The 21,373-nt window shown below is 70.1% G+C and carries 24 protein-coding genes; 16 read left to right on the top strand and 8 right to left on the bottom strand.

Translation table 11 applies throughout. The features are described 5' to 3' along the window. Window positions 1-4: 4 nt before the first annotated feature. Window positions 5-1,801 carry an ABC1 kinase family protein gene (locus EV187_RS03545; RefSeq protein ID WP_130351621.1) on the top strand — a complete coding sequence of 599 codons (1,797 nt, stop codon included), beginning with the start codon at window positions 5-7 and terminating at the stop codon, window positions 1,799-1,801. Window positions 1,802-1,868: 67 nt separating this feature from the next. Here the strand turns inward: EV187_RS03545 and EV187_RS03550 are convergent, their stop codons facing one another. After that, window positions 1,869-2,708, bottom strand: a complete 840-nt coding sequence (locus tag EV187_RS03550; RefSeq protein WP_130351622.1) for a helix-turn-helix transcriptional regulator — start codon at window positions 2,706-2,708, stop codon at window positions 1,869-1,871. A gap of 179 nt (window positions 2,709-2,887) precedes the next feature. Between EV187_RS03550 and EV187_RS03555 the strand changes: the two genes are divergently transcribed. From EV187_RS03555 to EV187_RS03565, 3 genes are all read left to right on the top strand, one after another. Further along, window positions 2,888-3,832, top strand: a complete 945-nt coding sequence (locus EV187_RS03555; protein ID WP_130351623.1) for an SDR family oxidoreductase — start codon at window positions 2,888-2,890, stop codon at window positions 3,830-3,832. An 89-nt stretch (window positions 3,833-3,921) separates the two neighbouring features. Next, a complete protein-coding gene (locus tag EV187_RS03560) occupies window positions 3,922-4,827 on the top strand; it encodes an alpha/beta fold hydrolase (protein WP_130351624.1) in 906 nt (301 codons plus the stop codon). A gap of 43 nt (window positions 4,828-4,870) precedes the next feature. Beyond that, window positions 4,871-5,422 (top strand): TetR/AcrR family transcriptional regulator, encoded by a 552-nt coding sequence (locus EV187_RS03565; RefSeq protein ID WP_130351625.1) that lies wholly within the window; start codon window positions 4,871-4,873, stop codon window positions 5,420-5,422. A 62-nt stretch (window positions 5,423-5,484) separates the two neighbouring features. On the opposite strand, the gene EV187_RS03570 is transcribed toward EV187_RS03565, so the two are convergent. Continuing rightward, complete coding sequence (locus tag EV187_RS03570) at window positions 5,485-5,907, bottom strand: nitroreductase family deazaflavin-dependent oxidoreductase (RefSeq protein WP_165391093.1); 423 nt, start codon at window positions 5,905-5,907, stop codon at window positions 5,485-5,487. A 92-nt stretch (window positions 5,908-5,999) separates the two neighbouring features. Here EV187_RS03570 and EV187_RS03575 point away from each other — a divergent pair, with 92 nt between their 5' ends. Next, window positions 6,000-6,875: a sigma-70 family RNA polymerase sigma factor gene (locus EV187_RS03575; protein ID WP_130351627.1), complete on the top strand. Its 876-nt coding sequence runs from the start codon at window positions 6,000-6,002 to the stop codon at window positions 6,873-6,875. 102 nt (window positions 6,876-6,977) lie between these two features. Here the strand turns inward: EV187_RS03575 and EV187_RS03580 are convergent, their stop codons facing one another. Both EV187_RS03580 and EV187_RS03585 read right to left on the bottom strand, forming a co-directional pair. Continuing rightward, complete coding sequence (locus EV187_RS03580) at window positions 6,978-7,883, bottom strand: oxidoreductase (protein ID WP_130351628.1); 906 nt, start codon at window positions 7,881-7,883, stop codon at window positions 6,978-6,980. Next, complete coding sequence (locus EV187_RS03585; protein WP_130351629.1) at window positions 7,880-8,533, bottom strand: DUF4386 domain-containing protein; 654 nt, start codon at window positions 8,531-8,533, stop codon at window positions 7,880-7,882. The genes EV187_RS03580 and EV187_RS03585 overlap by 4 nt, the downstream gene beginning before the upstream one ends. Before the next feature lie 175 nt (window positions 8,534-8,708). Here EV187_RS03585 and EV187_RS03590 point away from each other — a divergent pair, with 175 nt between their 5' ends. The 3 genes from EV187_RS03590 to EV187_RS03600 all read left to right on the top strand — a co-directional run bounded on the left by EV187_RS03590 (window position 8,709) and on the right by EV187_RS03600 (window position 10,945). Continuing rightward, on the top strand, window positions 8,709-9,362 hold the full coding sequence (locus tag EV187_RS03590; protein WP_207221722.1) for a TetR/AcrR family transcriptional regulator: 654 nt from the start codon (window positions 8,709-8,711) through the stop codon (window positions 9,360-9,362). Window positions 9,363-9,405: 43 nt separating this feature from the next. Continuing rightward, window positions 9,406-10,302 carry an SDR family oxidoreductase gene (locus EV187_RS03595; RefSeq protein WP_130351631.1) on the top strand — a complete coding sequence of 299 codons (897 nt, stop codon included), beginning with the start codon at window positions 9,406-9,408 and terminating at the stop codon, window positions 10,300-10,302. Between the two features lie 94 nt (window positions 10,303-10,396). Then, entirely contained in the window at window positions 10,397-10,945 is a 549-nt protein-coding gene (locus tag EV187_RS03600) for a GAF domain-containing protein (RefSeq protein ID WP_130351632.1), read from the top strand. A 55-nt stretch (window positions 10,946-11,000) separates the two neighbouring features. Here the strand turns inward: EV187_RS03600 and EV187_RS03605 are convergent, their stop codons facing one another. Beyond that, window positions 11,001-11,702 carry an SGNH/GDSL hydrolase family protein gene (locus EV187_RS03605; protein ID WP_130351633.1) on the bottom strand — a complete coding sequence of 234 codons (702 nt, stop codon included), beginning with the start codon at window positions 11,700-11,702 and terminating at the stop codon, window positions 11,001-11,003. A gap of 202 nt (window positions 11,703-11,904) precedes the next feature. Here EV187_RS03605 and EV187_RS03610 point away from each other — a divergent pair, with 202 nt between their 5' ends. From EV187_RS03610 to EV187_RS03640, 7 genes are all read left to right on the top strand, one after another. Beyond that, a complete protein-coding gene (locus tag EV187_RS03610) occupies window positions 11,905-13,239 on the top strand; it encodes a DUF222 domain-containing protein (RefSeq protein ID WP_165391094.1) in 1,335 nt (444 codons plus the stop codon). Next, on the top strand, window positions 13,161-13,376 hold the full coding sequence (locus EV187_RS18920) for a hypothetical protein (RefSeq protein WP_423190874.1): 216 nt from the start codon (window positions 13,161-13,163) through the stop codon (window positions 13,374-13,376). Before EV187_RS03610 ends, EV187_RS18920 begins: the two co-directional genes overlap by 79 nt. Window positions 13,377-13,722: 346 nt before the next feature. After that, complete coding sequence (locus EV187_RS03620) at window positions 13,723-14,118, top strand: amino acid-binding protein (protein WP_130351635.1); 396 nt, start codon at window positions 13,723-13,725, stop codon at window positions 14,116-14,118. Between the two features lie 130 nt (window positions 14,119-14,248). Then, window positions 14,249-14,689, top strand: coding sequence for a VOC family protein (locus tag EV187_RS03625; protein ID WP_130351636.1), 441 nt, complete (start codon window positions 14,249-14,251; stop codon window positions 14,687-14,689). 337 nt (window positions 14,690-15,026) lie between these two features. After that, on the top strand, window positions 15,027-15,704 hold the full coding sequence (locus EV187_RS03630) for a response regulator transcription factor (protein ID WP_130351637.1): 678 nt from the start codon (window positions 15,027-15,029) through the stop codon (window positions 15,702-15,704). After that, entirely contained in the window at window positions 15,697-17,004 is a 1,308-nt protein-coding gene (locus tag EV187_RS03635; RefSeq protein ID WP_242609415.1) for a HAMP domain-containing sensor histidine kinase, read from the top strand. The genes EV187_RS03630 and EV187_RS03635 overlap by 8 nt, the downstream gene beginning before the upstream one ends. A 56-nt stretch (window positions 17,005-17,060) precedes the next feature. Next, window positions 17,061-17,816, top strand: a complete 756-nt coding sequence (locus EV187_RS03640; RefSeq protein ID WP_242609416.1) for a PepSY domain-containing protein — start codon at window positions 17,061-17,063, stop codon at window positions 17,814-17,816. A gap of 22 nt (window positions 17,817-17,838) precedes the next feature. On the opposite strand, the gene EV187_RS03645 is transcribed toward EV187_RS03640, so the two are convergent. The 3 genes from EV187_RS03645 to EV187_RS03655 all read right to left on the bottom strand — a co-directional run bounded on the left by EV187_RS03645 (window position 17,839) and on the right by EV187_RS03655 (window position 20,363). Then, window positions 17,839-18,189 (bottom strand): metallopeptidase family protein, encoded by a 351-nt coding sequence (locus EV187_RS03645; RefSeq protein WP_130351638.1) that lies wholly within the window; start codon window positions 18,187-18,189, stop codon window positions 17,839-17,841. Window positions 18,190-18,352: 163 nt separating this feature from the next. After that, a complete protein-coding gene (locus EV187_RS03650; RefSeq protein ID WP_130352225.1) occupies window positions 18,353-19,147 on the bottom strand; it encodes an SDR family NAD(P)-dependent oxidoreductase in 795 nt (264 codons plus the stop codon). A gap of 208 nt (window positions 19,148-19,355) precedes the next feature. Next, a complete protein-coding gene (locus EV187_RS03655; RefSeq protein ID WP_130351639.1) occupies window positions 19,356-20,363 on the bottom strand; it encodes an AraC family transcriptional regulator in 1,008 nt (335 codons plus the stop codon). Window positions 20,364-20,497: 134 nt separating this feature from the next. On the opposite strand from EV187_RS03655, the gene EV187_RS03660 reads away from it, so the two are divergent. After that, window positions 20,498-21,313, top strand: a complete 816-nt coding sequence (locus EV187_RS03660; protein WP_165391096.1) for a Rossmann-fold NAD(P)-binding domain-containing protein — start codon at window positions 20,498-20,500, stop codon at window positions 21,311-21,313. The last annotated feature ends 60 nt before the right edge of the window (window positions 21,314-21,373 follow it).

A 21,373-nucleotide genomic window follows, 5' to 3' on the forward strand; every position in this document is an offset into this window, starting at 1 on the left:
CTCGGTGGCAACGGCACGTGGGCGTCGAGGCGACTCGGCGCCCAGCGTCGGCAATACGCGCGCCCGCTACCGGCGGATCCTGCGGTTCGCCGCGCGATACATCGTGCAGACGTGGTGGTTCGAGCTCGTGCTGCCGCGCGTCGGACTGTCGAAGTTCGTCGCGCGCGGGCGCGCGGCGCGGCTGACCCGCATCGCCCAGCGGTTCCACGTGCTCGCCGTCGACCTCGGCGGCCTCATGATCAAGGTCGGGCAGTACCTCTCGTCGCGCCTCGATATCCTGCCGCCCGAGATCACGAAGGAGCTCGCCGGGCTGCAGGACGAGGTGCCGCCCGTACCGTTCGACGCGATCCAGCGCCTCGCCGAGGCCGAGCTGGGCGTGCCGCTCGAGCGCGCATACGCGTCGTTCGACCCGACGCCGCTGGCCGCGGCATCCCTCGGCCAGGCGCACCGCGCCCGCCTCGCGCCCATCGACGCCGCCGACATGGGCTACGACGAGGCCGTCGTCAAGGTGCAGCGACCGGGCATAGAGACGATCGTCGCCGTCGACCTGAAGGCGCTGCGGCGCGTCGCCGGATGGCTCAGCCGCGTGCGGTTCGTCGCGAACCACGTCGACCTGCCCTCGCTCGTCGAGGAGTTCGCGGGCACGAGCCTCCAAGAGATCGACTACCTGCAGGAAGCGCGCTACGCCGAGCGGTTCGCCGCGAGCTTCGCCGGCGACCCGCGCGTCGCCGCGCCCGAAGTCGTCTGGGAGCGCACCACGCGCCGCGTGCTCACGCTCGCCGACGTGACGGCGATCAAGATCAACGACCGCGAGGCCCTGCTGGCGGCTGGCATCGACCCGAAGGCGGTCGCGAAGCAGTTCGCGGCCGTCATGTTCGACCAGCTCTTCCGCGACGGCTTCTTCCACGCCGACCCGCACCCCGGCAACATCTTCGTCACGCCGGTCGAGCGGTTGGCGGATGCCGCGGTGCCGGGGTATTCGGTGACGGATGCCGCGGTGCCGGCGTCCCCCTCCACCTCCCCCGCTGCGGCATCGCCTGGCTGGCGGCTCACCTTCATCGACTTCGGCATGATGGGCGAGGTGCCCGACGGACTGCGGCGCGGACTTCAGCAGCTGCTGCTCGCGGTCGCCGCGCGCGATGGCAAACGCCTGGTCGACAGCATCCGCGGGGTCGGGATCCTGCTGCCGTCGGCCGACACCGAGGAGCTCGAGCGGGCGATGTCCGCCCTGTTCGCGCGCTTCGGCGGCATGGGCCTCGCCGAGCTGCAACAGGTCGACGAGCGCGAGCTCCGCAGCTTCGCGATCGAGTTCGGCGAGACGATGCGGGCGCTGCCGTTCCAGCTGCCCGAGAACTTTCTCCTCGTCATCCGTTCGATGTCACTGACCTCGGGTCTGTGCAGCTCGCTCGACCCCGAGTTCAACATGTGGGACGCCGTCGAGCCCTACGCCAACCAACTCCTGCGCGACGAGCGCGGCAACTTCGTGCAGGCGCTCGGCAAGGAGGCGCTGACCTACGCGGGCACGGTCGCGCGGCTGCCGCAGCGCCTCGACGCCCTCGCCGACCGGGTCGAGGAGGGGCGCCTCGTCGCGCACTCGCCGCGACTCGAGCAGCGGGTGGCGCGCCTCGAGCGCACGACCCGGCGCATCACCTCGGCGGTGCTGTTCGTCGGCGTGTTCATCGGCGGCATCCTGCTTCGCGTCGACGAGCCGGTGTGGGGCGGCGTGCTCATCGCGGTGTCGGTGATCCCGCTGTTGCACGCCCTGTTCGCCGGGGTGTTCGGGCGGCGCGGGCGGGGATGATCGGTCGGTGCGGAGACATCCGTTCCGTTGATACCGACGACCGAAGCTCCGCGGGCCGGCGGGGCCGTCAGCCGAGCGCTTGCGTTCCGATGACGGACAAGAGGTTCAGCTTTTCGTGGCTCTCGCTGCCCGGGATGGCCGTGTAGACGAGCAGCGAGTGTGCTTGGTCGGGGTCGATCAGCCTCTGGCATGTGAGTTCGAGCGCGCCGACCTCCGGGTGGATGAAGTGCTTGACGTCTCGGGGGCGGATGCCGATCTCGTGGTCGTCCCAGACGCGTCGGAACTCCTCGCTCTGCGTCAGGAGCAGGTCGGCGAGCTGCGCAGCCCGGGAGTCCGGGCCACGGAGCGTGACGATCTCGCGCAGACCGGAGACGTACATCCGGGTGAGGAACGCATGCTCTTCCGGGGCGTAGCGATCGCGCGCGGCTGGATCGGTGAACCACCGGTAGCCCGCGCTGCGGGCCGGGCCCGTGTACCTCGTCGTATCGCCGGTAAGCGCCACGGCCATCGGGGTCTGCCGCAGCGTTTCGCCGATCTCGGTGACGATCTCGGCGGGCGTGTCGTTCAGGCGGTCGAGGATGCGCAGCAGGCCGGGGCTGATGTGCGCGCCGGCTCCGCCGCGGGCGGGCGGGTTCTGTCCCGCGAGGCGGAAGAGATGGTCGCGTTCGTCGAGCGAGAGGTGCAGCCCCAGCGCCATCGACGCGAGCATCTGGCTCGACGGCTGCGGTCCGCGTTCACGTTCCAGGCGGGAGTAGTAGTCGGTCGACATGTGGCACAGCGTCGCGACCTCCTCGCGACGCAGCCCGTTGGTCCTCCTGCGGGGGCCACGCGGGAGGCCGACATCCTCCGGCTGCAGCGCCTCTCGACGGCTTCGGAGGAACTCCGCCAACCCGGCGCGATCGATCATGGTGAACCCTCATCTCGCGGTGCTGCTTCGTTTCTACCGCCCCTGGTCGACCGTAACCACGGATCGGGCGTCCCACCCTGCGGCTGAAGGAGGGCCTCGCGAGCCGGGGATCGGGAGTCACTGGATCAGCCCTCGGGAACGCGCGACCGTGGATTCACCGACGAACGAGGAGGAGACCAATGCCACGAGGAACGATCGACATCGCAGTCCCTGACCTGGCTGGAAGGCGCGCGCTCGTCACGGGCGCCAGCGACGGAATGGGCCTGGGGATTGCCGAGCGGCTCGCCGCCGCGGGCGCAGAGGTGATCCTGCCGGTCCGCAACCCCCGCAAGGGCGAGGCCGCGATCGCGCGGATCCGCCAGAGCGTGCCGGCCTCCCGGGTCTCACTGCGCAGCCTCGACCTGTCGTCGCTGGAATCGGTCGCTGCCCTCGGTGACACCCTCCGCGAGGAGGGACACCCCATCCACATCCTCGTCAACAACGCCGGAGTCATGACCCCGCCAGACCGGCAGGTCACCTCGGACGGCTTCGAGTTGCAGTTCGGCACCAACCATCTCGGCCACTTCGCCCTGGTGGCGCATCTTCTCCCGCTTCTGCAGGCGGGTCGCGCCCGCGTGACGTCGCAGATCAGTATCGCCGCGCGTCGTGGCGGCATGAACTGGGACGACCTGAACTGGGAACGCAGCTACCACGGGCAGCGCGCCTACAGCCAGTCCAAGATCGCGTTCGGGCTGTTCGGCCTCGAACTCGACCGTCGCAGCCAGGCCGAAGGGTGGGGCATCACCAGCAATCTCTCGCATCCCGGAGTAGCCCCCACGAACCTCCTCGCCGCGCGTCCCGAGCTCGACCGCAACGAGGACACTCCGGCGGTCCGGTTGATCCGGGCGCTCTCGGCTCGCGGCATCCTGATGGGCACCGTCGAGACCGCGAAGCTGCCCGCGCTGATGGCCGCGACCGACCCCGCGGCCAAGGGCGGCGTGTTGTACGGGCCGCGCGGGTTCGGCCAGCTCGGCGGCCCGCCCGCCGAACAACGGCTGTACCCGCCGCTGCGCAGCACCGATGAAGCGACGCGGATCTGGCGGATCTCCGAGCGGCTCACCGAGACGGCGTTCGCCATCACCTGACCGTTCCCGACCGGAGCAGCTATGGACACCTGCGTCGCGGCGGGTCTACTATAAACATAGTATTCAACCGCCCTGACGAAGGAGTCGTCATGCGTGCACCCGACCCTCACGTTTCCACCGCCGAGACAGCGGATTGGACGCCGCCACTCCCCGACGCGCCCGGCTTCGATCACCTCCTCATCGACACACCCGGCGTGCGCTCTCACGTCGCAGCGGTCGGCGACGGTGATCCCGTCGTGCTGCTGCACGGTTTTCCACAGCATTGGTGGCAGTGGCACGAGGTCGCACCCCGGATCGCCGAACATGGCTACCGCGTGATCTGCCTCGACCTGCGCGGTGCCGGCTGGACCGAAGCCGACCGACCCGGCATCGAACGTGAAACGCGAATGCACGACCTGCTCGCCATCCTCGAAGCTCTCGGCATCGAACGTGCACACGTCGTCAGCCACGACATGGGCGCGATCACCGCGATGCAACTCGCCTACACCCACGCCGAACGTGTTCGGCGGGCGGTGCAGCTCTCGGTGCCGCCCGGATTCATCTCGTTCAGCCCGAAACTCGTCGCTGCGTTCCGGCACATGCCGACGCTGCTCTGGCATCGCCCGGGAAGCTCGCTGCGGGGCGTGTGGGCCGATCAATACAACGCGAGGCGAACGCCGGATGCGACCATCGACGCCCACCTCGCACCCATGCAATGTCCTGACATCGATCAGGCGGTGCGGGCGCTCTACCGCGGCATGGTGATCCCCGAGTCGATGCGCCTGAGCCGCGGCGTGTACAAGCGGATGCGACTGACCGTCCCGACACTCTTCGCGTTCGGTCGGGTCGACACCCGATTCAACGAGCCGCTCATGCGCCGCCTCTGCGCACAGCCGGAACGGTTCGCCGACCGCGTCGAATTCGCATTCGTCGACGATGCAGGAAAGCTCCTTCCGGACGACGCACCAGACGCCGTCGCGAGGCTCACGCTCGACTGGATGCAGCGAACCGACTGAACCCGAACTATGGTCGTAGTCAACGTGGGTCGAAAGGCGTCCATTGGCTGCGACGAAGGAGCGTGCGCTCGAAGCGGCGGTCGAGTTGCTCGGCACCAACGGTGTGCGTGCGCTCAGTCACGCGCGCGTCGACGAACGGGCCGGGCTGCCCGCAGGGTCGACCTCGAACTGGTTCCGCACCCGACGGGCACTGCTGGCCGGCGTCGTCGACTGGATGGCCGAGCACGAACGAGCCGACTTCAATCCATCGATCGTCGAGCGACCGACCCCCGAGACGCTGATCGAAGGACTCTGCACGGTGCTGCTCATGCAGACCGGTCCGCTCGCGGTGCGCACCCGGGCGCGCTATGCGCTGTTTCTCGAGCTCGCCGCCGACGACGAACTCCTCGCGCCGATGCGCCGCCAGCGTCGCGAGTTCGAACAATGGACCGACCGGCTGATCGTCGACGCGGGCATGCCCGACCCGGTGCCCGCAGCGCGCGCCCTCATGGCCCTCAGCGACGGACTCATACTGCACCGGCTCACCGTCGACCCCGAACTCGAGGTGCGTCCCGTCATCGAGCGAGCGGTGCGCGCGCTCGCGGGGACATCCTGAGCCCGGCGGGTTCGGATGGGACGACCTGCGAAGGCTGTTCAGTCGACGAGCGCTCCCGTCGGTCACCCCCGGCGGAACACGATCGCCGCCGGGAACCGCTTGAGCAACGGCCGGAACGGGGCCTTCGCGAATCCCACAGCCTCCGCGCCGTCGACGATCCTCGGATGCACGAGCTCGACGTCGCGGCCCCGCCACCGGAGCGACGCGCCATCCGCCGCCACGACGTTGCGCGCCCAGTTGGTCTTCGCGCCCCAGGGCAGACCGATCATCACGATGGAGGCATCCGTCGTCGGCACGACCGCGATCGGCGTCTCGTAGGCGGTGCCGCTCCGGCGCCCGCGGTGGCGTATGAGCGCCCAGAGCGGCACCCAGCGGCGACCCGCCAGGGCGCGTGCGATCGGCGCTGTCGCGTTCACGAGTCGGCGGGGCGGTGCGCCGGCGACTCGCGTGTCGGGGACTCGGGACTGATGGGAGGTCTCGTTCATGCAGTGAGAACGGATGACGCAGCGCATCTGTGACATCTCGGCGAGATCTCGGGCTTGCGTCACATTCCCCGCTGGTGGATCGTCTTCCTGTCATGACCGAATTCGCCGACCTGTGGACCGCGCACCGGCACGTCGTCCGCGACGTGGCCTATCGGGCGCTCGGCTCCGTCGCCGAGGCCGAGGATGTCACCCAGGAGACCTACCTCCGGCTGCTCGCCCGCGACAATGAGCCCGACGCGCCGCCGCTCGACGAGCCGCGGGCGTGGCTCATCACCGTCGCATCACGGCTCGCGATCGACCGGCTGCGTGCGCACGAGCACTCCCGTCGCGCCTACGTCGGGCCCTGGCTGCCGGAACCGATCGTCACCGACGAGCGGACGCTGCCCGAGGACCGCGTCACCCTCGACGATTCGGTGCGGATGGCGCTGCTCGTCGTGCTCGAACAGCTCACCCCCGCGGAACGGACGGCGTTCCTGCTCCACGACGTCTTCGACCTCGGCTTCGACCGCATCGCCGACGTCCTCGGCGTGAGCCCGGCGAGCGCGCGGCAGGCCGCGTCACGCGCCCGGAAGCGGATCGGCGCGCACGGCGAGGCCCGATTCGCCGTCGACCCCGCCGCCGCCCGCCGGCTCTCGGAGCGATTCGCCGCCGCGGCATCCGACGGCGACATCGACAGACTGGTCGCGGTGCTCGCCGCCGATGCGACCGGCCACTTCGACTCCGGCGGCGTCTTCCCTGACGCGCCGACCGAGGTGGTCGTCGGGGCCGAGACGGTTGCTCGGCAGTTCCTCGACGGTGTGGGCGGGCGGGGGCTCGACTTCGAGGTCGCGGAGGTCAACGCCGAACCCGGCATCGTCGTTCGCCGCCGAGGTCGGGTCGTCTCGGTGCTCGCGCTCGAGTTCGCCGATGACCGGATCTCGGCCATCCACGGCGTCGGGAATCCGAAGAAGCTCGGTCACGTGCGGTGAGCGGGCCTCGCTCGAATTCTCATCCGAGATTTCGACCAGGTCCCCATTGTCCGCGCTCGCCGGCCGAGCGGCGACCGCAGCGCCGTGGATATCGGTGCGGCGTTACAGGGGGTAGCCGATGCCGGTGAGTTCTTCGGACGCCGCCCAGAGTCGTGCGGCGGTCGCGGCATCCGCGGCCTCATCGGAGCGGCCGACGAGCACCGGCGGCCCGGTCATCTCCCGGCGGCCTCCCGGGCCCGCGTAGCCGGCGCCGGGCATCTGCTCGGTCGCCGCGTAGAGGGTGGGGGCGGCTCCGCTCGGGGCATCTTGCGCGAACAGGCGCACGGCCACCTTCGCCACCACGTTCAGGATCGGGTTCTTCTTCGAACTCGACCCGAGGTTGGTCGCGGCCATGCCGGGATGCGCAGCGGTCGCCAGAATGGGTGATCCCGAGGCGTCGAGGCGCCGTTGCAGTTCGAGCGTGAAGAGCAGGTTCGCGAGCTTCGACTGCCCGTAGGCCGCCGAACCCCAGCCGTATCGCCGGGTCGTGAAGTTGAGGTCGTCGAAGTCGATCGTGCCCGCTCGGTGCTCACCGCTGGCGACCGTCACGACACGGCCCGTGATGTGCGGGAGGAGGAGGTTGGTCAGCGCGAAGTGGCCGAGGTGGTTGATGCCGAACTGCAGCTCGAAGCCGTCGTTCGTGAGGCCGAATGGTGGCATGAGCACGCCCGCGTTGTTGACGAGGATGTCGATGTCGCCGGTCCACGCGGCGGCGAACCGGCGCACCGACGCGAGGTCGGCCAGGTCGAGCCGGCGAACCTCAGTGGATCCCTCGAGGTTCGCCGCGGCATCCCGGCCCCGCTGCTCGTCACGGACAGCGAGCACGACGTGCGCTCCGTGCCGGGCGAACGCGCGTGCGGCCTCGAGGCCGATGCCGCTGTTGCCGCCGGTGACGATGATGGTCGCGCCGTCGAGCCGCGGCATCCGCTCGGCCGTCCAACCGGGCCCGACCGCCGTCGCGGCGGTCATGATTGCGACACGAACGTGCTGAGGGCAACGGGCGCGATCGGTGCAGTGATCGCCGCGGGGTTGAAGCCCTTCACGATGAGCCAGACGGCGAAGAACAGTTCGAAGAGCCCGCCGGGGATGGTCGACACGAGGCCGGCGCCGGCGAACCCCAGGAGTTCGAGCACGCATCCCAGCGCGAACGACGCGTAGCCGACGAAGCCCCACGCGGCGAGGAAGCGCGGCACGAGGCGCGACCGGAACAGCGCGGCGCAGAAGAAGAGGCTGCCGATGCCGAGCCCGGCCATGGCGACGTTGTAGGCGAGGAAGTTGCCGGCGACGGCGCCCGCCGACAGCGTGAGCAGGCTGACGACGCCGATGGCGAGCACCACGCCCTCGAAGATGCGGGTGGCGAGGTAGCCGATCGCGATGATCGGGGCGCGCGGCCGAAGGATCGGCAGCATGAGCACGCCGATGGCGATGACGGCGGCGGAGTTGAGCAGCATCATCGCCGCACCGGTGGTCAGGAGGAGGCTTGCGGCGCCGGCTGTGGCGGCGGGAGCGGCGGCGCTCGTCGCGAGCGTGCTGCCGATGCCGTAGAGGAGGAAGGCGCTCAACATGAGCACCCCCACCCGGCGTGCGGTGAGCCGTGCCGGGTTTCGCGTGGTGTTCATGGCTAGACCTATCTCGAGGAGCTGAACCATACGGTGTATGGTCGATTCCTCGAAACGCTACCATACGGTGTATGGTTTCGTCTACGGGAATCACCACGGATGCTTCGGCAGGCCGAAGACCGGAGGGCACATGCCACGCGGGCCAAGAGAAACGGCGGCAGCGACGAGGGAGCCCGTGACGCGCGAGCGGGCAGTGCGGGTCGCGGTCGAACTCGCCGATGCGGGCGGAATCGAGTCCGTCAGCATGCGCAAGCTCGCCGCGGAGCTGAGCATCACGCCGATGTCGTTGTACTACCACGTGCCCGGCAAGGAGGACATCCTCGACGGGATGCTCGACGTCGTGTACTCCGAGATGCACGTGCCCCGACCCGGCGTCGAGTGGAGGACGGCCATGCTGGAACGCGCCGAGTCGACGCGCGCGGTGCTGGCGCGGCATCCGTGGGCCATCAGCCTCGACGCACGCACGTCGCCCGGTCCGGCGACGCTCGGTCATCTCGACGCGACCATCGGAGTGCTTCGTGCTGCCGGATTCTCGATGCCCCTGGTCGGCCACGCCATGTCGTTGCTCGACAGCTACGTGCAGGGGTTCGCCATGCAGGAGGCGACCCTGCCCCTCGACGCGTCGGGCGACATCGGCGCCGTCACCGAAGACATCATGGCGCAGCACCAGATGATGTCGAACGCGTTCCCGAACCTCGCGGAGATGGCGGTGACGCTCATCCTCCAGCCCGGCTACGCCTACGGCAACGAGTTCGAGTTCGGGCTCGAGCTGATCCTCGACGGCATCGAGAAGGTGCATCGCCAGCAGGTCGAGGCGGCCGACGCGTGAGCAAGCCAGAGCTGTGACTTCCGCTGCCGCCTAGACTCGCCACGTGACTCACCCCCGCACCGCGATCACAGGCGGCACCGGATTCGTCGGACGACACCTGGCCGAGCGGCTCGGGCCTGAGGCATCCGTCGTCATCTCTCGACGCACCGGCGTCGACACCAGTGACGTCGACGCGCTCGCGCGTGCGTTCGACGGCTGCGAGGTCGTCGCGCACTGCGCCGGGATCAACCGGGAGATCGGCGACCAGACCTACCAGCGCGTGCACATCGAAGGCACCGCGAACGTGGTCGAGGCGGCCAAGCGAGCCGGGGTTCGCAAGGTCATCATGCTGAGCTTTCTGCGGGCGCGGCCCGACTGCGGATCGGCGTACCACGAGTCGAAGTGGGCGGCCGAAGAGCTGATCCGCGACTCGGGCCTCGACTACACGATCCTCAAGGCCGGCATGATCTACGGCCGCGGCGACCACCTCATCGACCACCTCAGCCGCACGGTGCAGACGCTGCCCGTGTTCGCGACGGTCGGCTTCCGCGAAAAGCCCATCCGCCCCATCCCGATCGACGACCTCACCGACATCCTCGTCGCCGCAGTCGATGGGCGGATGCCGCGTGAGACCGTCGCGGTCGTCGGCGCCGAGCAGCTGCTGCTGTCGAAGGCCGTGCGGCGCGTGGCATCCGTCGTCGGTCGTCGCGTGGTCGTGGTGCCGTGGCCGGTGTGGGCGCAGTACGCGCTCGCGCAGGTGACCGAGTGGACCATGCAGGTGCCGCTCGTCGCGAAGGCCCAGGTGCGCATGCTCGCCGAGGGTGTGACGGATGCCGCGCCGCCCGCGGCATCCGTACCCGACGACCTTCGCCCGCGCCGCAGGTTCACGGCCGAGCAGATCCGGAGCTCGCTGCCTGAGCCCGGCGGGTTCGGATGGCGCGACCTGCGGGTCAACAGGTGAGGAGTGCTCCCTGCGCCGGGAGTGGGACGTTCGATGCGGGAAGGTCTTCCGGCGCACCCGATTGCGTTGCGGCCTCGCGCGCTAGGTTGGTGCCATGCAGCCCGGTGAGGTTGGAATCGAGATCACGCCGATCCTGTCGGCCGGATCGCTCGAACCGGAGTTCGCCGCTCAGCTCGACGCGCTGCTTCGCCGCACCTGTCATCTCGCCCGCGCGCTGACCGGCGCCGAGCTGGCGGCCGTCAAGCTCCGTGCCGGCGACGACTCGTCGCAGGCACGCAAGTACTTCAGCATGAGCGAGAAGTACGCAGCCTTCCGCGACTTCCGAGTCGACCCGAAGGGCGAGGGCCTGCACGGGATGAGGATCCCACCCGGCGAGGTCGTCCGCCTGACCGAAGCCGAGGTGCTGTCGCATCCGCTCTACCAAGCCTTCGGCCCGTTCGCTGACACCCACCCGCCGATGCGCGGCTGGCTGGCCACGAGTGTCTGCGGCGACGACGGTCGAAGCTACGGGATGCTGCAGCTGAGCGATAAGAGCGGTGGGCGCGACTTCGACGCATCCGACGAGGCGAACATCCACGAACTCGCGGCTCTGATCGGTGAGACGCTCGACGCCCTTCGACTGGCCGCCCAGCGGCCGGCCTAGCCGTCCCGGGCGGGGCTGATCGGAGCTTCGCACCGCGGCCGCGGCGAAGCGCTCGTCACCCCTCGCGCAGCCCCTCACGCAACTCCCCCGCGATCGCCTCACCGAGCACCCGCGCGCCGTCCACCGACGGGTGCAGCCCGTCGAAGCTCATCCCGTCGCGGAACCTCCCGTCGGTGGTGCGCAGGCCGGCGGATGCGTCGACGAACCGCCATCCCCGGTCGCCCGCCAGGTCTTCGAGGTGTTCGTTGTACGCGTCCGCGCCAGCGGGCAACGCGTCCATCGGCGGTATCGATACGACGACGACGTCCTCGATGCCGACGACATCGATGATCCGGTCGAGATTCGCCGCCGATTCATCGAACGGGATGCCGAACGCGACGTCGTTGGTGCCGGCGAGGAGCACGAGGACGTCCGCTTCGATCGACCCGACCGAGTCGGCCATCATCGCCGTCGTCGCACCCCACTCCGCCCAGCCGCCGGCGAACGCGAAGCCGTCGTCGACGACGTACGTCGCCCACGACCCGGCGCCGAGGTCGCCGGCGGCGAAGTCGGGGCTGTCAGCGTCCGCGATCGAGTCGCCGACGACGGCGAAGGTGCCGTGAACGGCGACAGCGGATGCCTCGGGCGGACCGGTGCCGTCAGCAGGCCCCAGTGCGGAGCATCCGACGATCAGGGTCGCGCACGCCCCGACGGCGAGCGCTGCGCCGACGCGGCGCACGACCTCGCCGACCCCCGCTGCCGCCCTGCGCCCGAGCATGGGGCCAGTCTAGGAATCGGATGCCGCGCGGAGGAGTGGGCCTGCGAGTGAGTGGCGCTCGTGCCACACGCGACGGATGTCTCGACCAGGCGACTTCTCCTCCACAGCCGGCTCTCGGGCGAGTTTGTCCACAGGTAAATGCCTGATCATCGGGTGTTTTCGCGCACGGTCGAATGTCGGTGGGTGGGTGCAGGGTGGAAGCATGGAACAGCCCCCGCCGCAACCGCCGCAGGCGCTGGCCGCGCCGCACGCGCGGCATGCGCTGGCCGCGGCCGACGCGCAGGCCGCCCCGCACGCGCTGGCGGCGCTCGAGCGCGATGTCGCAGCGCTGTGCGAGGCGTGGGAAGGCGCGATGCCGGCACGGGGCGCTGTCGGTGGTGCCGCCCAGGTCGAGGTGGAACAGATGAGCGACCCCGGGCTCATGCGGGTCACCGACGCGCTCGCGCAGGTCCGGCGCGACATCGACGCCGTACTGGCCAGGGTCGCTGCCGAGGTGACGAAGCGATCCGGGCCCGAGTTCGGCGATATCGGAATGGCGAAGGCCCAGGGATTCCACAACCCGGCGCGACTGATCGCCGCGTCCACCCGAGCATCGCGCGCCGACGCGCTGCGGCTGATCACCGTCGGCACCGTCACCGCGCAACGCCAGACCTTCAGCGGCGAGCGCCTCCCCTCGCGGCATCCGCACGTCGCAGCTGCGGTGGAGGCGGCGAAGATCGGCATCGAGGCGGCATCCGCGATCACCTCGATGCTCGACCGTGCGTCGGCGCAGGCAGAGGCGAGCAGGGTCGACCTCGTCGAGGCAGCACTCGTCGAACTGGCAGGGCGGGTGCCGCTCGAAACGCTCCTTCGCGGAGTTCGCGAGGCGGAGGCACGGCTCGACCCCGACGGAGTCGAACCCCGCGAAGACGAGCTGTGCACGGAACGCTCGCTCACGATGCGCGAAGACGGCCGTGGCATGGTGCACCTTCACGCCCGACTCGACCCCGAGAGCGCCGCCCCGGTGAAGGCGGCGATCGAGGCGCTCGTGACCGACGTGCTGCGCCGACGTGAGCCCGCCGACGGCGATCCCATCCCGGTCGCTGACGACCGACGCTCGATCCCGCAGATTCAGGCCGATGCGCTCGCCGCACTCGCCCGCCACACGCTCGGCTGCGCCCAGACCCTCACGCCGCTCGCGAAGGCCACGGTCGTCGTCCGCGTCGACCTCGACACCCTCGTCAGCGGCCTCGGGCACGCGCGCATGACGGTCTCGATCAACCGATCTCCGCTGCCACGGCCCGCCGCATGGCGGCCGACGCCGAGCTCGTTCCGGCCGTGCTCGGGGGCGACAGCATCCCGCTCGACCTCGGACGGGCCGCTCGGCTGTTCACGAGGGCGCAACGCCTCGCGCTCGGCGAGCGCGACGGTGGCTGCGCTTCGTGTGGCCAGAACATCGCCTACATCGAGGCCCACCACATCGACTGGTGGGAACGCGACGCGGGCCCGACCGATCTCTCGAACGGCGTCATGCTCTGCAGCTTCTGCCACCACATGATCCACCGCGAGGGGTGGAAGATCCTCCCGAGCCCGAACGAGGTGTGGTTCATCCCACCGCCGCACATCGACCCGGCACAGGTTCCACGACTCGGCGGTCGAGCGCGATTCGAGCTGCGCGAAGATCGTGCGGCATGAGAAGACTCGGCTCAGCGGCCGTGCGCGGCTCGAGCTCGCGAAGAGCGGGCGGCATGACGCGATTCGGCTCAGTCGCCGAGCGCGATTCGAGCTGCGCGAAGAGCGGGCGGCATGACGCGATTCGGCTGAGCGGGGCCTGCTGGGCAGGGCGCGCGGCTTCGGCCCTCGAAGTTGGGCGAGCTCAGTTCGGCGCTCCGTGCAGCGGCAGAGCGCAGGCATGCCGGCAGGGGGATGTTCCGGCCCGCGATCGGGGTCGTCTCGCTCACGACGATGCGTAGGTCGCCCACGCGTTGACGCGCCGCGGGCGCGAGCGTAGACCTGAGGCATCCGAGAAGGAGGTACCGCAATGGCGAAGGATCTCTTGGTCACCCTCGAGGACCAGCCCGGCGAAGGGGCTCGACTCGGCGAGGCGCTCGGCAATGCGGGTGTCAACATCGAGGGCCTCTGCGCGATCATGGATGGCGGCACGGGCACCGTCCACGTGCTCGTCGACGACGTCGCGGGCGCCAGAACGGCGCTCGAGGGCGCCGGCCTGACCATCGAGGCGGAGACCGACGTGATCGTCAGTCCGCCACTCCCCGACCCCGACCTGGACACGCCGGGCAGGTTCGGTGCGATGGCGCGCGCGATCGCCGACGCCGGAATCAACATCACGCTCGTGTACGTGGCCTCCAGGAACCGCGTCGTCCTCGCGACGAGCGACAACCAGCGGGCCACGCAGCTGTTGCAGTCGATGATGTAGCGCCTGGCCAGAAGACGCCCGAGCGGACCGACTCGCCCGGGCGAATTGGAGCGCCCGGATCTCGGTGATTCGGGGCGCGGTCACACAGCCAGCCGGGGTGACCTGACCCCTGCGGTCCTAGGCTCGACCCATGGCCATTCAACGCATGGACAACGTCGGCATCGTCGTCGATGACCTCGACACGGCGATCGCGTTCTTCACGGAACTCGGCATGGAGCTCGAGGGCAGGGCCGACATCGAGGGCCCCTTCGCCGACCAGACCGTCGGGCTCGACGGCATCGACTGCGAGGTCGCCATGCTGCGCACGCCCGACGGCCACGGCAGGCTCGAACTGAGCCGGTACCGCTCGCCCGAGGCATCCGAGATGTCGCCTCGCAACCCTCCGCACAACATCATCGGCATGCATCGCGTGATGTTCGCCGTCGACGACATCGACGACACCATCGCGCGCCTGCGCACCCACGGCGCCGAGCTCCTCGGTGAGGTCGCGAACTACGAGAACGTGTACCGGCTCTGCTACCTCCGGGGGCCGGCCGGCATCATCGTCGCCCTGGCCGAACAGATCGGCTGAGCCTCGAGGCTGACGCGCACGGCCGCACGTCGGGCATCGGCAGCGCCATGCGGTGAGTCACGGATGTCGCGGCGCAGCTCGACGAGTTCGTCGCCATCAACGCCGAGGTGCGGCTGACCACGCTGAAGACCGGCTTGCTCATCCTCGCCGGCGTCAGCGCGAACGCGATCTTCCCGGCGAGCCGGTTCCCCGCTCTCCGCCCGACGAGATTGCCGACCCGTCGCCGGAGGAGCGCTGAGACGACTGAGCCTCCAAGAGCCCGGCATCCACGGGCTGCAGTTTCGCGTTCGGCGCGCGCTTCAGCCCTGCTTCAGCAACAGCGACGAGAATGGCGTGGATGCGGATCCTGGTGGTCGACGACGAGGTGCGCCTCGCTGACGGCGTGCGGCGCGGCCTCGAAGCCGAGGGGTTCGCCGTCGATGTGGCGCACAACGGCGTGGACGGGCTCTGGCGAGCGCGGGAGACCCGTTACGACGCCATCGTGCTCGACCTGATGATGCCCGGCATGAGCGGATGGAAGGTCTGCGAGGCGTTGCGCGCCGAGGAGAACTGGACCCCGGTGCTCATGCTCACCGCGAAGGACGGCGAGTGGGACCAGGTCGAGGCGCTCGAGACGGGCGCCGACGACTACGTCACCAAGCCGTTCTCGTTCGCCGTGCTCGTGGCCCGGTTGCGCGCGCTGATCCGCCGCGGCGGCGTCGCACGGCCGGTCATCCTCGAAGCCGGCGACCTCCGATTGGACGCGAGCGGCAAGCGGGTCTGGCGCGGCGAGCAGCAGGTCGCGTTGACCGCCCGGGAATTCGCCGTGCTCGAACACCTGATGCGACACCGCGGACAGGTGATCTCCAAGCGGGACCTGATCGCGGGAGTCTGGGACGACGACTTCGAGGGCGACCCCAACATCGTCGAGGTGTACGTGGGGCACCTGCGACGCAAGCTCGACCGCCCGTTCAGGCGGGAGGCCATCGAGACCGTCCGCGGCTCCGGGTACAGATTGGCTGCCGACGGTGGCTGAGCGACGACGATGGCGGTCGGTGCGGGCGCGGGCGACGGCCGGAGCAACGCTCGTGATCGCCGTCGTCATGCTCGTCGGCGCCTTCGCGTTCCTCGAGATCCTGCGCGGCACCGTGCTCGGCGCGTCCGCTCGCGCCGGGGAGGTGCGGGCAGAGGAGCTGGCCGGCCAGGTCGAGGCGCAGGGTCCGGATGCGGTCGACGGGCTGGAGGACGAGATCGTCCAGCTGCTGTCGCCGGGCGGCGACGTCGAGGTGGCCTCCGAGGATGCTCCGGAGGCATCGCCGCCGTTCGCGGGCGAGCCGCAGGTCTCCACGATCGACGATGAGCCCGTGCTCGTCATCACCGAGGAGCTGGACGGCGGCGGCACGCTCGTGCTCGGCGTGCCGATCGACGACGAGATGGAGACGCTGGGCACCGTGACGCTCCTGCTCACCGTGTCCGTTCCCCTGGTGGTGCTGCTCGTGGCGGGCATCACCTGGTTCGTGATGGGGCGTGCGCTGAGCCCTGTGGCGCGGATCACCGCAGAGGTCGACGACATCACGGCCGCCCGGCTCGATCGGCGCGTGCCCGTGCCGGCATCCGGCGATGAGATCGCGGCATTGGCCGAGACCATGAACGCGATGCTGGAGCGCCTGGACGCGGCGGCGAGCGCGCAGCGACGGTTCATCTCCGACTCGTCCCACGAGCTCAGGTCTCCGCTCGCCACCATCCGCCAGCACGCCGAACTCGCGCAGGCGCACCCCGAGGTCACGTCGATGACGGAGCTCGCGGATGTCGCGCTCGATGAGGGCCTCCGCCTCCAGGGCCTCGTCGACGCACTCCTGCTCCTGGCCCGCCTGGACGAGGGCGCGCCCAGCCCTGACGAGCCCGTCGACCTCGACGACCTCGTGCTCGCCGAGGCGTCTCGGCTCCGGACCTCCGGCATCGCGGTGGACGAATCCGGGGTCGGCCCTGCCCGCGTACATGGAAATCCGCAGCTGCTCGGACAGCTCGTGAGGAACCTGACCGACAACGCCGCACGCCATGCCCGCCGCAGCGTCGCCATCAGCCTCACGCAGCGCGACGGACGGGTTGTCCTCATGATCGACGATGACGGCGATGGCATCCCCGAGGCACAGCGCGAGCGGGTGTTCGACCGATTCGTGCGCCTCGACGAGGCCCGCGACCGAGACGCCGGCGGCAGCGGCCTGGGCCTCGCGATCGTCCGCGGCGTCGCCCGTGCCGCGCACGGCGTCGTCACCATCGAGGATGCTCCGCTGGGCGGAGCCCGGTTCACCGTGACCCTTCCCGCGGGTTCCTGAAGCCCGCTTCAGGAAGCTTCAGGATCGCTTCAGCGCCCGTTCGGCACGATCGGACCATGAGCGAAACGACGAACACCCCGAACCAGCCTGACGCCGCCACGCCCGGCACCCCGGCCACGCCCGGCACCTCGGCCACGCCCGGCACCTCGGCCACGCCCGAATCCACCACGCGGGCGTCGAGTACACCCACCTCACGCAAGCGGACACTCCTCGTCGCCGGAGGATCCGTCCTCGCCGCCCTCGTCCTGGCCGGAGGCGGGATCGCCGTCGGCGCCGCGATCGCCGACGAGGGTGACGACGATGGCGACGGTGTGTCGGCGACCGCGGGGTCCGAGCAGGACGACGACGACGACAACCGCGAGGACGCCGACGGTGCGACCGTCAACGACTCCGATCGTGGCAGCACCTCTGCCGACGAGCTCATCGGGATCGTCGACGCCGCGTCATCCGAGGCGGACGGCACGGCCGTGAGCCTCGACGCGGGGCCTGACGGGAACTGGGACGTCGAGTTCCGGGCAGGAGCCGGCGACGAGACCGAGGTGCGCGTGGCATCCGATGGCACGACCACCGTCATCTCCACGGAAGCCGCCGATTCCGACGACGCAGCGCCGCAGGGCGGGCTCGACGCCGAGACGCTGGAGGCGCTGGTCGCCGCCGCACTCGACGAGGTCGAGGGCAGGATCGTCGACCTCGAAGTGGACGACGACACGACCTCCCCGTATGACGTCTCCGTGCTGACCGGTGAGGGACGCACGGTCGACCTCGCGCTGGACGCCGACTTGAACGTGATCGCCACGGAGACCGACGACTGACGGATCGGGCGGTGGCGGCGAGCTACGCCCAGCCGAGCTCTCGGAGCCGAGCGTCGTCGAGCCCGAAGAAATGACCGATCTCGTGCACGAGCGTGATGTGGACGCGGGAGCGCAGCGCGTCGAGGTCGGCGCTGTGCTCCTGCAGGTTGTTCTTGTACAGGGTGATCCGGTCGGGGAGCTCGCCGAAGCCGTACACCCCTCTCGTGGTCAGCGGATGCCCGCGGTACTGCCCGAACAGCCGCGGCCGCTCCCCCACCGGCTGGTTCTCGACGACGATCGCGACGTTCTCGACCCCACGCACCATGTCGTCGGGAAGCGCGTCGAACTCCTCCGAAACCATGCGCTCGAAGTCGTCGTCGGAGATCTGGACCATGCTCCAATTGTGCGCGCTCGACCGGCTCGTCGCCGAGGCGGGCATCCCCGATCCGGTGCCCGCCGCCCGCGCCTCACAGCGACTCCCATGAGCCTGCGTCGGGTCCCGCCGGCAGCCGTCGCGCCGAGAACGAGCCGCCGGGCGGATGGGGGCGTACCCCTGCTCAGTCGACGAGCGCTCCAGCCGAGAGGTTCGCGATCGCCCCGGTGATCGAGCGTGCGCGATCGGATGCCACGAACGCGAGGTACTCCGCGACCTCGTCGAGCACGGGCAGTCGGCCGAGCAGGGTCATGCCCACCAGGCCGGCGAGCCACTCGTCCATGGGGATCCCGCCGGCCGCGGCGGTGCGTCCGAACATCTCGCCCGTGTACGAGGTCGCGAGGGCATCCGACATCGCGTGCGGACGCACGCAGACCACCCGCACCCCGACAGGCCCGAGTTCCCCGGCGAGTGCGCGCGAGAACCCCTCGAGCCCGGCCGATTGGGCCGCGTTGCCGAGGAGCCCGCGTCCGGTGAGCCGCGCTCCGGGCGTCGAGACCGTGAGGATCACGCCGCTCCGCTGCGCGATCATGTGCCGCGACACGGCCTTGGCCGTCACGAAGTTCGTCTGCAGGTATCCGACCACGGGGTGCAGGTAGTCCTCGAGCGACGTCTCGGCGATCGGCAGGCCCTGCACGTGGTCGAATCCCACCGTGTTCAGGGAGATGTCGATGCGGCCCGCGGCATCCGCCACCTCATCGACGTGCCGGTCGACCGCGGCCTGGTCCATCGCGTCGACGACCGCCACCGAGACATCCGCCCCCTCGGCCCTGGCGACGGATGCCGCGGCCTCGAGTCGCGGCAGGCTCCTCCCAGCGAGGAACAGCCGTGCGCCCTCGCGGGCGAACACTCGCGCCGCCGCGGCTCCGATCGATCCGCCACCGCCGTGGATGACGGCGACCTTGTTCTCGAGCAGCATCACGCCGCCTCCGTTCCTGTCATCGTTCGTGCGAGCAGGCGCTGGGGATCTTCTCCCGCCGCCCCGCCGGATACGCGTCAACCGCTGACGCTCGATCGTGCAACTTCAGGGTTGCAGGTTCTCGTCCGAATTGCAACCTATAAGTTGCAATTGCGGATTCGGCCGACGCAGCAGCGCCGTCAGGGTGGGCGCCGGAGCACGCACCCACTCACGCCTCGCGCGTCGACCCTGCCGCTGCTCGCACCGGCACCAGCGACTGCGGTGCGGCCGCCGACCGGCGCACGGCACCCGGCGTCGTGCCGTGGTGACGCTTGAAGGCCCGGCTGAACGCGGCCTCCGACGCGTAGCCGACCCGGCTCGAGATCGACGCGATCGGATCGGTGGTGTGGACGAGCTCGGAGTGCGCCTGCTCGAGCCGCCACGCGGCCAGGTAGCGCATCGGCGGCTCGCCGACGAGGGTGGTGAACCGCTCTGCGAACGCCGACCGTGACATGTTTGCCTGCCTGGCGAGCTCGACGAGGGTCCAGTCCTCGTCGGGGTGAGCGTGCATGCGGCCGAGCGCGCGGCCGATCTGCGGGTCGCGGAGTGCAGTGAGCCATCCGGTCGCCGCCAGGTCGGCGTTGCGCAGCCACCAGCGGAGCACCTGGATGACGAGCACGTCGGCCAGCCTGGTCATCACCGCCTCGCCTCCCGGCGCGATGACCTCCGCCTCACGCGCCAGGAGTCGCAGCACCGCCTGGAAGACGCCCGCCTCGCCGTCCTCCCACGCGTCGACGCGGATGACGTCGGGAAGCTCCGCGATCAGGCGAGCCGTGAGCGGAGCATCCACCCGCATCGCCGCATAGGCGACCTGCGCTCGCTCACCGCCGCCACCGAAGCGCATGTGCTCGTACGTGTCGCTGAGCTGCTCGACGGGGATGTCGAAGAGGGGCGTCGCCGTGGCATCTGCTGTGCTCAGCAGCCGGTGCGGGACCCCGCGCGTGATGAGGGCCGCACTGCCGGCCTCGAGGACATGGCGATCGCCGCCGACCTCGAGGACGCACCTGCCGGCCAAGACGACCGGAAGCGACATGTACCCGTCGAGGCGAGGGAACTCCACGCCCCATGGAGCGGAGAGCTCGGCGCGGCAGTAGAGCGCGCCGGTGAATCGCAGGAGGTGGAGACCATCGCCGAGCTGCTCGCCGACATGATCGCCCGGGATGCGCGGATTGACCATGCGTCCACAGTGGCATGCCGGGATTCCAGGAGTCCGAGGATCTGGACGATCAGCAAGAAGATGCGGCCTCTCGGCGATTGTTCGTCCGCCCCCACACCGCGAGGGTGGACGCATATCAACCGAAAGGATCAATCATGAGTTCCACGATCGCCGTCATCGGCTCCACCGGGAAGACCGGACGCCGCGTCGCCGACCTGCTCGACGAGCGCGGCCACGCCGTGCGCCGCTTGGCTCGCGGGACCAGTCCCGCATTCGACTGGCAACACCCCGAGGGCTGGCCGCAGGCTCTGCAGGGCGTCGAACGCCTGTATGCGGCCTTCGTTCCCGATCTCGCCGTCGCGGGATCGGATGTCGCCATCGCCCGTCTCATCGAGGTGGCACGCGATGCCGGCGTGCGTCGCATCGTGCTGCTGTCCGGACGCCGCGAAGCGGGCGCGCTTCGCTGCGAGGACCTCCTGCTCGCCTCCGGCATCCCCGCCACCGTCGTGCGATCCAGCTGGTTCACGCAGAACTTCACCGAGGGGATGCTCCGAGACGCGGCATCCAGTGGAGTGCTGGCGCTTCCCGCCGGCGAGGTGCGCGAGCCGTTCATCGACGTCGACGACCTCGCCGCGGTCGCCGTCGAGGCGCTCACCGGCGAGGGCCACGAGGGTCGCGTCTTCGAGGTGACCGGGCCGCAGTCGCTGTCGTTCGCGGAGATCGCGAGCCTGCTCTCCGAAATCAACGGGCGGGAGGTCGTGTACCTGCCGGTGACGTTCGACGAGTTCCATGCCGCCGTCGCCGCGGAGGAGGGACCCGAGGTCGCGACGATGCTCACCGAGCTGTGCCGCGAGGTGCTCGACGGTCGGAACGAGCCCACCACCACGGGCGTGTACGAGGTGCTCGGCCGGCCGGCGCGCGACGTGCGGACGGTCCTCACCGAGGCGGCCGCCGTCGGAGCCCGGGCATAGGCGACTGCCGCTCAACCCGATTCCTCGTAGCCGCCGCGAGGCAGGGTCACGTCGTCGGCG

The organism is Agromyces ramosus, from assembly GCF_004216665.1.
Taxonomy (GTDB): domain Bacteria; phylum Actinomycetota; class Actinomycetes; order Actinomycetales; family Microbacteriaceae; genus Agromyces; species Agromyces ramosus.